The sequence below is a fragment of the Streptomyces sp. NPDC005151 genome, from assembly GCF_053599875.1.
On record NZ_JBSFYR010000154.1, the window covers coordinates 1 to 10,328 of the forward strand.

At 71.0% G+C, this 10,328-nt stretch carries 10 protein-coding genes and 2 pseudogenes; 6 read left to right on the forward strand and 6 right to left on the reverse strand.

Annotated features, from left to right (window positions below):
• The first annotated feature begins 168 nt into the window (after window positions 1–168).
• Window positions 169–1,548, forward strand: a complete 1,380-nt coding sequence (locus ACWD6R_RS38170; RefSeq protein ID WP_451822957.1) for a sensor histidine kinase — start codon at window positions 169–171, stop codon at window positions 1,546–1,548.
• Window positions 1,545–2,210 (forward strand): response regulator, encoded by a 666-nt coding sequence (locus ACWD6R_RS38175; protein WP_451822958.1) that lies wholly within the window; start codon window positions 1,545–1,547, stop codon window positions 2,208–2,210. The genes ACWD6R_RS38170 and ACWD6R_RS38175 overlap by 4 nt, the downstream gene beginning before the upstream one ends.
• Here the strand turns inward: ACWD6R_RS38175 and ACWD6R_RS38180 are convergent.
• Entirely contained in the window at window positions 2,171–2,485 is a 315-nt protein-coding gene (locus ACWD6R_RS38180; RefSeq protein ID WP_451822959.1) for a DUF6332 family protein, read from the reverse strand. The two genes, ACWD6R_RS38175 and ACWD6R_RS38180, sit on opposite strands and share 40 nt — an antisense overlap.
• A gap of 166 nt (window positions 2,486–2,651) precedes the next feature.
• Here ACWD6R_RS38180 and ACWD6R_RS38185 point away from each other — a divergent pair, with 166 nt between their 5' ends.
• Window positions 2,652–3,053 carry a MarR family winged helix-turn-helix transcriptional regulator gene (locus ACWD6R_RS38185; protein WP_451822960.1) on the forward strand — a complete coding sequence of 134 codons (402 nt, stop codon included), beginning with the start codon at window positions 2,652–2,654 and terminating at the stop codon, window positions 3,051–3,053.
• A 49-nt stretch (window positions 3,054–3,102) separates the two neighbouring features.
• On the opposite strand, the pseudogene ACWD6R_RS38190 reads toward ACWD6R_RS38185, so the two are convergent.
• From ACWD6R_RS38190 to ACWD6R_RS38200, 3 genes and pseudogenes are all read right to left on the reverse strand, one after another.
• A pseudogene (locus tag ACWD6R_RS38190) lies at window positions 3,103–3,356 on the reverse strand (maleylpyruvate isomerase family mycothiol-dependent enzyme); the annotation flags it as partial.
• 3 nt (window positions 3,357–3,359) lie between these two features.
• Entirely contained in the window at window positions 3,360–4,211 is an 852-nt protein-coding gene (locus tag ACWD6R_RS38195; RefSeq protein WP_451822961.1) for a DNA glycosylase AlkZ-like family protein, read from the reverse strand.
• A complete protein-coding gene (locus ACWD6R_RS38200; protein WP_451822962.1) occupies window positions 4,189–5,178 on the reverse strand; it encodes an MDR family NADP-dependent oxidoreductase in 990 nt (329 codons plus the stop codon). Before ACWD6R_RS38200 ends, ACWD6R_RS38195 begins: the two co-directional genes overlap by 23 nt.
• Before the next feature lie 92 nt (window positions 5,179–5,270).
• Between ACWD6R_RS38200 and ACWD6R_RS38205 the strand changes: the two genes are divergently transcribed.
• Entirely contained in the window at window positions 5,271–6,227 is a 957-nt protein-coding gene (locus ACWD6R_RS38205; RefSeq protein ID WP_451822963.1) for a helix-turn-helix transcriptional regulator, read from the forward strand.
• Window positions 6,228–6,453: 226 nt separating this feature from the next.
• Window positions 6,454–6,819, forward strand: a pseudogene (gene tnpA / locus ACWD6R_RS38210) (IS200/IS605 family transposase); the annotation flags it as partial.
• A 161-nt stretch (window positions 6,820–6,980) separates the two neighbouring features.
• Here tnpA and ACWD6R_RS38215 read toward each other — a convergent pair.
• Window positions 6,981–8,198, reverse strand: a complete 1,218-nt coding sequence (locus ACWD6R_RS38215) for an MFS transporter (RefSeq protein WP_451822964.1) — start codon at window positions 8,196–8,198, stop codon at window positions 6,981–6,983.
• 166 nt (window positions 8,199–8,364) lie between these two features.
• Between ACWD6R_RS38215 and ACWD6R_RS38220 the strand changes: the two genes are divergently transcribed.
• The gene (locus tag ACWD6R_RS38220) at window positions 8,365–9,579 is read left to right on the forward strand and encodes an ROK family protein (RefSeq protein ID WP_451822965.1); all 1,215 of its coding nucleotides are present in this window, start codon (window positions 8,365–8,367) and stop codon (window positions 9,577–9,579) included.
• A gap of 24 nt (window positions 9,580–9,603) precedes the next feature.
• On the opposite strand, the gene ACWD6R_RS38225 is transcribed toward ACWD6R_RS38220, so the two are convergent.
• Window positions 9,604–10,017, reverse strand: a complete 414-nt coding sequence (locus tag ACWD6R_RS38225; protein WP_451822966.1) for a RidA family protein — start codon at window positions 10,015–10,017, stop codon at window positions 9,604–9,606.
• Window positions 10,018–10,328: the final 311 nt, after the last annotated feature.

The following is a 10,328-nucleotide window of genomic DNA, read 5'->3' on the forward strand; positions in this document are numbered from 1 at the left end:
CGCCCGGAGGTGAAAGCGGACGACCAGTGCGCCCAAGACCGTTCGGGGCGCGCCAGTGCGCGGACTCACTTCCGCTCACTGCCAAGGAACGGTACTCCACAGGGAGTACGTGTGATCACCACGCCCGGCTGACGCCGCCGTCGATGCCCGCGGTCTAGCGTTGCCGCTATGGAAGAGCAGCGCTCACACGGAAGCGGCGCTCCCCCCTGGGAGCAGGGCGGACCGCCGCAGCGGCGGCCCTGGGCGCACGCGGGCCCAGAGGGCCCCCGGGGGCCTTGGGGCCCCTGGGGACACGACGGACCGCCGCGCTGGCTGACGGGGATGCGCGAGCGGTCCGCCGCCCGGCTGCCCTGGCCATCCACCATCCTCCTCGGCGCAATTGTCATGATCGGCTCTTCCGTCGCGGCCCGCGGTCAGCTCGATGAGCGCGCCCCGTTGGACCTCTTCGCCCGGGTGCTGCTCTTCATCGCCGTCGCCGTACTCCTGCTGCGCCACCGCCACCCCGTCCTGGCGGTCTTCGGCAGTGCGGCCGCGGCCATGGTCTATCTGGGCGCCGGGTATCCGTACGGCCCGGTTTTCCTGGCGGTCGCCGTCGGCTGCTTCAGCGCGGTTGTCGCAGGGCACCGGCGGGCGGCCTGGGCAGCCGTGGGAATGGTGTGGCTGGGGCACCTGCTGATGGCGCACTGGCTCTACCGCTGGCTGCCGCCGAGCGGCGACTCGGCTGCGCCCTGGGGGCAGGAACTGGGCGTTGCCGCCTGGGTGGTGGCGATCGTCGCGGCAGCGGAGTTCGTACGCGTACGCCGCGAGCAGTGGGCCGCCCAGCGTGCCCAACGGGAGGCCGCCGAGAAGCGACGGGCCGACGAGGAGCGGCTCCGGATGGCCCGGGAGCTCCATGACGTGCTCGCCCACAGCATCTCCGTCATCAATGTCCAGGCAGGCGTCGGACTCGCGCTGCTCGACTCCGACCCGGAGCAGGCCCGGACCGCCCTCACCACGATCAAGGCGGCCAGCAAGGAGGCGCTCGGCGAGGTCCGTCAGGTCCTCGACACGCTCCGTACCCCGGGAGACGCCCCCAGGGCCCCGGCCCCCGGGCTCGACCGGCTGCCCGAGCTGGTCGACCAGGCGGCGAGCGCCGGACTGACCGTCACGGTGGAGACGGAAGGCGTACGTGGCGCCGTCCCGCCCGGAACGGATCTGGCCGCCTTCCGGATAGTGCAGGAGGCGCTGACGAACGTGGTCCGGCATTCGGGCTCGCGCACCGCACGGGTCCGGATCGGTTACGGGACCGGCCGCGTACGGCTCCGTATCGACGACGACGGCCCCGTCACCGGCAGCGAGGCGGGCGGCAGCGGCAACGGGCTGGCCGGCATGCGGGAGCGGGCCGCCGCACTGGGCGGCACGATCGAGGCGGGACCGCGGGCCGACGGCGGTTTCCGAGTGCGGGCCGAGCTTCCCCTGCACTCGGCTTCGGACAGGGACTCGGCGTCGAGCGTGGATTCCACGTCGATCATGGACACTGTGCAGGACACGACGGAGGAGAGACCGTGATCCGCGTACTGCTCGCCGATGACCAGCTGCTGGTCCGCGCAGGATTCCGCGCCCTGCTGGACGCCCAGCCGGACATCGAGGTGGCGGGGGAGGCCGCCGACGGGGCGGAAGCCGTGCGTCTGGTGCGCGAACTGCGCCCGGATACCGTGCTGATGGACATCCGCATGCCGCATCTCGACGGTCTCGTCGCGACCCGCACCATCACCGGCGACCCCGAGCTGAACGACGTCAAGGTGGTCATGCTCACCACCTTCGAGCTCGACGAGTACGTCTTCGAGGCGATCCGGTCCGGCGCCTCCGGTTTTCTGGTCAAGGACACCGAACCGGAGGAGCTTCTGCGGGCGGTACGGGCCGTGGTGGCCGGTGACGCCCTGCTCTCGCCGGGGGTGACGCGCCGCCTGATCGCCGAGTTCGCGGCCCGTTCCAAGGAGCCCGCGGCCGCGGCCGGCCTGGGTGAACTGACCGAACGGGAAAGGGAAGTGATGGCACTGGTCGGCATCGGTCTGTCCAACGAGGAGATCGCCCGCCGGCTGGTCGTCAGCCCGCTCACCGCCAAGACCCATGTCAGCCGCGCCATGGTGAAGCTGGGCGCACGCGACCGGGCCCAACTGGTCGTACTCGCCTATGAGTCGGGCCTCGTACGTCCCGGCTGGCTCGGCTGAGACGGAGCCTGCGGGCGGAGCGCACCCATAGGGCGACCGCGCCCCCGGCGGGGGAATCCCCACAACACATCGACGAGGCGGGCGACGAAGACGACGGCCGAGACGACGGCCCCGCTCAGGAGCACCACTCGTTCCGCCGCGCGCGACAGATCGAGGCAGACGGTGGGCGCGGCGACGGCGATGAACGCGGCCGCGGCCAGAACAGCGCCGCTGACCAGGGCGAAGGCGATCTCGACGGTCATCGCGTCCCGGTCTTCCTGACTTCGTCGCCCCATGTCCGAAGTGTCACAGGGGCGGTGGGCTGCGGGCAAGGGTGCCTCGCCGCCCACCGCCCGTTCCCCCGCGCCGTTGGATGGTGAGGACAGTGCATGCGTATGCATTGAATGCAAGTGCATTTAATTCCGATGCAACAAACGGCCTCTTCTCTGCTAACGTGCGGACATGGCTGCGAACAAGCCCGAGCACGTGCTCGTCGACGAATGGCGGGACATCCTTGCGCTGCACGCCAGGACGTTGTGCGAACTCGATCGCGAGCTGCATCGGCACGGCCTCGGCGCCAGTGACTTCGAGGTGCTCGACGTCCTCGCGGAGGGTGCGTCGGAGGACAGCGGCGCCGCCTATCGCGTACAGGAGCTGGCGTCCCGGGTCCATCTCAGCCAGAGTGCACTGTCGCGACTGGTCGCACGGCTGGAGAAGGACGATCTCGTCTGCCGCGGGATGTGCAGCGAGGACCGCCGCGGCGTCCGGGTCGAGCTGACGGCCAAGGGCCGGGCGCGCTATGCCGAGGTGAAGCCGTTGCAGCGTTCGGTGCTCGCCCGGATGCTGAACGGCGCGACCGGCTGAGTGGGGTGCGGACCACGGCGGAGGTGGTCCGCGCCTGCCCGCACGCCGGTCAGGACCAGATGATCCCCGAGTTCTCGCACCACAGGCGTGCGAGCCCCCGGTCGCCCGATACCGTGACCGCCGTGAGCGGCTGCCGATTCCAGAGCGTGAGATAGAGCCCTCGGCCGTTCCGCTCAACTCGCAGTCCACAAACCCCTCTTCGGGGCCTGCCCCCGTGGTGCGGACGGCCTGCGGCGGCTCCGCCGAGAGTCGCACGGTCCACGCGGCGTCCGTGTCCGTGGCGAGCACCCGCACTCTTGGTTCATGTCACCGCGCTGGGAACGAGGCGGGCAGCAGCCGCACTGGAGCGAGCGTCTTTGGGTCGGGCAGCTCAGCGTCGGCCAGATCGATCAGATCCCTGCCGTCGGGGCCGGAGTAGCGGCGCAGTTCGGCGTGCATCTCCGCGACGACCTCGCCCAGGCGGGTCAGTCCGCACCAGGCCTGGACGTCCTTCACCCCGGCCGGGCCGAAGGCGGCCAGATAGCGGCGGATCAGCTCCTTGGCCGAATCCTTGGCGGCAGTCGCCATCGGCTGTCCCAGCCAGACCTCGGCGGGCGTGACCGAGACCGCCGACCGGTTGCCCCAGGAGCCCCATGCGCCAGTTGCCGCGCCATGGACGAGGGGGGTGCGCAGTTCCACCTGCCCGGCCAGAATCCGCCCGTCGTGTCCCGGATGGCGTTCGGCCAGCCGCCGGGCCAGCTCCTTGCGCGACAGCGTCCCTCCCGCGAGCAGGTCGAGTCCCTCGGCCACCAAGGACGCCGCGTCCAGGCCTGTGCTGTTCCGGGTGAAGTGGGGCGAGCCGGCCGTGCGGTCGAGCACGGGCTGCAGCAGCGGCCGCAGCCGACGGAAGTCGTTGGCCGCGGCGAGGTGCTGGGTACTGCGGAGCAGACCACCTGCCGGTCCTCCAGCAGTGCGGTGAGCTCGGACTGCGTGAACGCGTGGATCCTGCTCCACAGCCCGACATAGGCCCAGTTGGGCTCCTGCGCCTGCAGCGCGACGAGTCGCCCGATCACCTCCAGCGGGGCGTGATCGGTGCGGGCCAGCAGGAACTGGCGGTCCATCAGCGCTCTGTTCAGTGCCCGGAGGGAGAGTGTGGTCACGACAGCCGCACCGAGACATTGCCCTGGTAGGAGCCCTGCAGCAGGGAGAGGAACGCCTGCGGCACGTCCTCGATCCCGCCCTCGACGACTGTCTGCGGGTAGACGAAGCGGCCCTCGCCCAGCCAGCTGCTGAAGTGCTCGCGCCAGGCCGCGATCTGATCGGGCGTGTGGTAGCAGGAGAACGGCAGCAGCTCGACGCCCTTGGCCTCGGCCGCCGCGCGGTCGGGCTGCGGAAAGCGCTGCGCCGCGTCGCCGAGCTGGCTGGACAGTGAGCCGCAGAGGGCGAAGCGTGCTCCGGGCCGGGCCGCCTGGAGCGCGCCCTGATACTGCTCGCCGCCCACGATGTCGAAGAAGACCGAGATGCCTTCGGGTGCGAGTTCCCCCAGCCGTTCGGCCGCGGAGCCGTCGTGGTAGTCGAAGGCGGCGTCGTAGCCGAGCTCGTTCACCAAGTAGTCGGCCTTCGCCGGGCTGCCGGCGCTGCCGATCACCCGCGCCGCGCCAAGGCACTTGGCGATCTGCCCGGCCAGCGAGCCAACCCCGCCCGCCGCGCCGGAGACAAAGACCACGTCGCCTTCGCCTACGGCCGCTACCTCGGCCATCCCGTAGTAGGCGGTCGGGCCCTGGCCGAGATAGTAGCCGGGGTCGGCGAAGAGCTCGCGGTTGAGCTTGAGGTACGAGCCGGCCGGGCCGGCCGAGTACTCGCTCCAGCCGGTCATCGACTGGACCAGGTCGCCGACCTCGAGTTCGGGGCTGTCGGATCGGACCACGGTGCCGATGGCGGCCACCCCTACCCGCTGCCCCGGCTGCCAGGCCGGGACCGGGATAGTGCAGTCGGCCCGCATCAGCTCCAGGTAGGTCGCGGCGAGCCCGATCTGGTCGGTGCGTACCAGGACCTCGCCGTCCACCTCGGTCTTGGCGACGGTGAAATGGTCGAGCGTGGGGGTGCCGGTGATCTGGGCAGTCAGCTGGATCTCACGGGTGATCATTTTTCTGTCCTTACCTCGGGTGTGGCCGTCGAGATCGACTCTAGGGAGGCTTCCGGCCAATTTCTGACCGGAAGCCGAGGCAGGATGTCGGCATGGCGAACACCAGCTCACGGACCCTCAGACTGCTCTCGCTGCTGCAGACCCACCGGCACTGGTCCGGCCTGGAACTGGCCGACCGGCTCGGGGTCTCCGAGCGGACGCTGCGCCGCGATGTTGAGCGGCTGCGCGAGCTCGGCTACCCGGTCAGCGCGGCCCGGGGCACCGACGGCGGCTACCAGCTCGCGCCCGGCGCCGTCCTGCCGCCGCTGCTGCTGGACGACGAGGAGGCGGTGGCCCTCGCGGTGGGCATCGGCGACGCGGCGCAGAGCGGGATCGCGGGGTTGGAGACAGCGTCGCTGCGCGCACTCACCAAGGTGGTGCGGGTCCTGCCGCCCCGGCTGCGGGCCAGGGTGGACGCCCTGCGCGCGATGACCCTCTCCGCTGTCGTGTCCGGGCCCGTCGTCGCAGCGGGGGTGCTCACCGCGGTCGCCCAGGCTTGCCGGGACGAGGAGCGGCTGCGGTTCGGCTACACGGCCAGGGGCTCCGCACCCACTGAGCGCGAGGTCGAGCCGCACCGCGTCGTCGCACTCGGCGGACGCTGGTACCTGGTGGCCTACGACCTGGGTCGGCACGACTGGCGCAGTTTCCGCCTAGACCGGCTGACCGAGCCGACGGCGACCGGCACGCGCTTCCGGCCGCGCCTGCTCCCGGCCGAGGACGCCGTGGCCTTCGTCCAGGCAGCGAGCGGGGCCCCGGCTCCGTACACGGTCGAGGTCCTTGTGCACGCGCCCTCCTCGCGGGTGCGGCAGGTGGTCGGCCGCTGGGGCACGATCGAACCGCTCGACCAGGACAGCTGCCGGCTCACCATGACCTCGACCTCCCTCGACTGGCCGACCCAGGCGCTGGGCAACGTGGGCGCCGAGTTCGAGGTCCTGGGGCCGCCGGAGTTTGCCGCGCACGTCCAGGAGTGGGGCGCCCGCTTCATCCGGGCCACCCGCGCACCCGCATGACCTTCCTCGCCGTGGCACCGCGACGGTGACGCGACGTTCGTGGCAGCCGGCGAGGCAGTGGAAAGGCGTTCTGCCAGGCGTAGGAGGGCTTGAAAATCGGTCGGTCAGCCATGAAGTACGGACAGGGATAGGCCTCCCCGATGATCACAGCACGTCGCAACTCCGTGAGCGCCAAGACCTGTGCCTGGTTTGCTGCCGGGCGCGCCCCGCGCCAATCTGCAAGACCTCTAAATATCGGCGGAACGTCTTCAACGACGACATGCTGACGCGCTGCGAAGAGATCATGCGGAACGTCTGCACCGACTTCGGTGCGGACCTGATCGAGTTCAACGGCGAAGAGGACCACGTCCATCTGCTGGTGCACTATCCGCCGAAAGTCGCCCTGTCGAACCTGGTGAACAGTCTCAAGGGCGTCTCCTCGCGCTACCTGCGCGCCGAGTTCACCGGCCGCGTGAACCGGGCCACCATGCACGGCCGCTTCTGGTCCGGCTCCTACTTCGCCGGATCCTGCGGCGGCGCACCACTCCAAGTGGTCAAGGACTACATCGAAAACCAGAAGCGCCCTGGCCAAGGCTCAAGCATTCCGGAGTGATGTTGCGACGCTCCGCGCCGCAGGTTTCAGGATCGGATTCCCTCCCCTCCCGAAGACGGGGGATTCCCTCCGAAGAACAGGGATGGTGCCTCCGGGGAGCGGGACCTGCCTGAGTACACCTGCTCAATCGGGCATCAGTACGTGAGACGTGCGTACGTCGATCAGGCGCGGGTCATCGCATGGCGAGCCGCATGGCCCAGTACGGACGCCGCGCCCGCCAGCACCGCCACCGTCGTCAGAGCGACGGGCAGCGAGGACCAGTCGGCCAGGAACCCGATCGCGGGCGGCCCCAGCAGCATCCCCCCGTAGCCGATCGTCGACGCGACGGCCACTCCGCTCGGACCGGCCAGCTCGCCGGCCCGGCCGACGGCGACGGGGAAGATGTTGGCCAGCCCGAGACCGGCGACGGCGAAGCCGAGCAGGGCGAGCCAGGCGGTCGGGGCGAGCGAGCCGAGGAGCATGCCGGCCGCACCGGTGGCGCCGCCCGTGACGAGCGTGCGGGTCTGCCCGAGTCGTTCCAGCAGCGCGGTGCCGGTGAGTCGGCCCGCGGTCATGGCCAGGGCGAACAGGGAGTATCCGGCGGCGGCGATGCCCGGGCTGGCATGCAGGTCCTGTTCCAGGTGGAGCGCGCTCCAGTCGGCCAGTGCGCCTTCCCCGTACGCGGTGCAGAGCGCGATCACGCCGAACAGCAGCACCGCGTTGCGGGCGCGCCCGGTCATGCGGCGCGGCTGTTCGGTGCGGTCGGCCACGGATACGGTTCGGGGCGCCCGGTGCCGCAGCAGGGTCGGTCCGGCGGCGGCGGTGACGAGCAGTCCGACCCCGGTCAGGACGGAGAGATGGGTGGCGGGGGAGAGCCCGCCGGCGACCAGTCCGCCGAGGCCGGCGCCGAGCATGCCGCCGAGGCTGAACGCGGCGTGGAAGCTGGGCATCACGGGGCGCCGCAGACCGGCGACGAGATCGACCGCGGCGCTGTTCATCGCCACGTTCATCGCACCGTACGCCGCACCGAAGACCAGCAGCACCGAACCGAGCGCGAGCGCCGAATGTGTCTGCGCGGGCAGGGCGATGGCGAGTGAGAGGAGCACTCCGCAGACCACGGTCACGGGGTGGCTGCCGAACCGTCGGCAGAGCCCGCCGGCGAGCATCATGGTGATGACCGCCCCGGCGGAGACGCCGAGCAGTGCGAGGCCGAGGGTGGAGGCGGAGGCGCCGGTCTGGTGCTTGATGGCCGGGATGCGGACCACCCAGCCGGCGAAGAGGAAACCGTCGAGGGCGAAGAACACGGTCAGTGCGGTACGGAGGCGGGCCGACGAGGGTGGGGCGGTGTCTCCGCCTGGTCCCCCCGGTAGGGCCGTCCGCAGTTTGTTTAGTTGCGGCACAAATTCAGCATAGGGGCCCACGGACAACAGACGCAAGACGGTCTCCCGCCGGAGCGGGCAGCGGCATCCGGCCCGGCGGCGCAGGGCGGCCTCCGTGACCGGAAGCCGGCAGAAGTCCGCCACCAGAGCGTCGGCAGCGGCTCCGGATCGTGGGAGACTCGGCCCCATGAACGGCAAGGCGACCACCACCCGGACGAAGTTGGAGAGGGGCCGGAGCGCGCTCGGACCCGCGCTGGAGCTGGTCCACACCGGACGCGCGCCCACCCGCGCCGTGCTCACCTCCGAGCTCGGCGTCACCCGCGCGACCGCCGGCGCGGTCGCCGCGGAGCTGGCGGCGCTCGGCCTCATCCGCGTCGACTCCAGCCCCGGTTCCGCAGCCGGCTCACAGGGCCGCCCCTCGCACCGGCTGGCCGTCCGGGAGTCCGGTCCGGTCGCCATCGCCGCGCAGGTGCATGCCGACGGGTTCCGCGCCGCGCTGGTCGGGCTCGGCGGGCGGCTCGTCGCGACCGCCCCCGGCTGTGTCACGGTCACATCGGATCCGGCGCAGGTCGTGGGCGAAGTCGTCGACGCATGTGCCCGGTTGCTGCGCGACAGCGGACTGCGCTGCGTCGGCGCGGGACTCGCCGTCCCCTCCGCCGTGGCCGAACCGGAGGGCACCGCGCTCAACCCGCTGCACATCGCCTGGCCGGCAGGCGCCCCGGTCCGCGAGATCTTCGCCACGTGTGTACGGGAAGCAGGCATCCCCGGCCCCGCGTTCACCGGCAACGATGTCAACCTCGCCGCGCTCGCCGAACACCGGCACGGCGCCGGCCGCGGGGCCCAGCACCTGCTCTGCGTGGCCACGGGTCACCGTGGCGTCGGCGGTGCCCTTGTCCTCGACGGCCGCCTGCACACCGGCAGTTCGGGTCTGGCCCTAGAGGTCGGCCATCTCACCGTGAACCCGGAAGGGCGTCCCTGCTACTGCGGCGGGCGCGGCTGCCTCGACGTCGAAACCGACCCGCTCGCCTTCCTGACCGCCGCCCGCCGGGAACCGGGCCCCGAGGAATCCCTGCTCAAGCAGGCGAGCGACCTGCTGCGTACGGAGTACGAGGACGCAGCGGTACGGAACGCGGCCGAGGAACTCATCGACCGGCTCGGCCTCGGCCTGGCCGGCCTGGTCAACATCCTCAACCCGGACCGCATCATCCTCGGCGGGCTGCACCGTGCACTGCTCGACGCAGACCCGGAGCGACTGCGCGCGGTGGTCGCAGACCGCAGCCTCTGGGGGCGCAGCGGCAGCGTGCCGATCCTGCCCTGCACCCTCGACTACAACAGCCTCGTGGGCGCGGCGGAACTGGCTTGGCAGCCCGTCCTCGACGATCCGCTGACCGCACTCGCCTGAACCGGCGGGTGAGGTCCGGCGCCGCTACCGCGTGGCCTCCGGGACGAGAGCGAAGGCCTCGATCTCCAGCAGCAGTTCGGGGCGGAACAGCGCAGCGACCTGGACGGCGGAGCTTGCGGGCAGGCGTTCGGAGTCGATGTACGCGTCACGTACCGTGCGGACGGCGGGCAGATGGGCGATGTCGGTCACGTAGTAGGTGAGCTTGACGATGTCGTCGAAGGACGCACCGGCGGCCGCCAGGCAACGACGCAGGTTCTCGAACACCTGCCGTGCCTGCGCAGCGGCATCACCCGCTCCCACGACGCGTCCGTTCGCGTCGAGAGCCACCTGCCCGGAGACGGCGACGAGCCGGCCGGAGCCGGTGACGACGTGGGTGTACCCGACTCCCGGGGTGACGCCCTCCGGAGCCGTGATGTGTGTGAGATGCGTGTTGTCCATGGTGGCATCCTCACCCGCAGAATGACGCGGTACACGTCCCGCACACAGACGTTGTGAACGGTGGCGGCCACGATGACAGCGGCGCAGAGAGCGGCGGTCGGCACCGACTGACGGAATGAGCGGATCCTGCAGTCCTTGCTGACACTGCCGATGCGCGCTTGTCGGCGTGCATCGCCTTGTTGCCGAGGCCTCGGACTGCGCCCCGTCACTGCGAACTGTGCGACATCCCTTGTGTTCCCCTGAGCCCCGGAGAGAGTCCAGCCCGCTGGCCAGTGGGTTCGTCTCTCCCTCGGCAGCCTGGTATCCAGTGA

Coding starts and splice junctions, on each gene's coding strand:
- ACWD6R_RS38170 (WP_451822957.1), top strand. CDS start 169: ATGGAAGAGCAGCGCTCACACGGAAGCGGCGCTCCCCCCTGGGAGCAG.
- ACWD6R_RS38180 (WP_451822959.1), bottom strand. CDS start 2,485: ATGGGGCGACGAAGTCAGGAAGACCGGGACGCGATGACCGTCGAGATC.
- ACWD6R_RS38185 (WP_451822960.1), top strand. CDS start 2,652: ATGGCTGCGAACAAGCCCGAGCACGTGCTCGTCGACGAATGGCGGGAC.
- ACWD6R_RS38195 (WP_451822961.1), bottom strand. CDS start 4,211: ATGTCTCGGTGCGGCTGTCGTGACCACACTCTCCCTCCGGGCACTGAA.
- ACWD6R_RS38200 (WP_451822962.1), bottom strand. CDS start 5,178: ATGATCACCCGTGAGATCCAGCTGACTGCCCAGATCACCGGCACCCCC.
- ACWD6R_RS38205 (WP_451822963.1), top strand. CDS start 5,271: ATGGCGAACACCAGCTCACGGACCCTCAGACTGCTCTCGCTGCTGCAG.
- ACWD6R_RS38220 (WP_451822965.1), top strand. CDS start 8,365: ATGAACGGCAAGGCGACCACCACCCGGACGAAGTTGGAGAGGGGCCGG.
- ACWD6R_RS38225 (WP_451822966.1), bottom strand. CDS start 10,017: ATGGACAACACGCATCTCACACACATCACGGCTCCGGAGGGCGTCACC.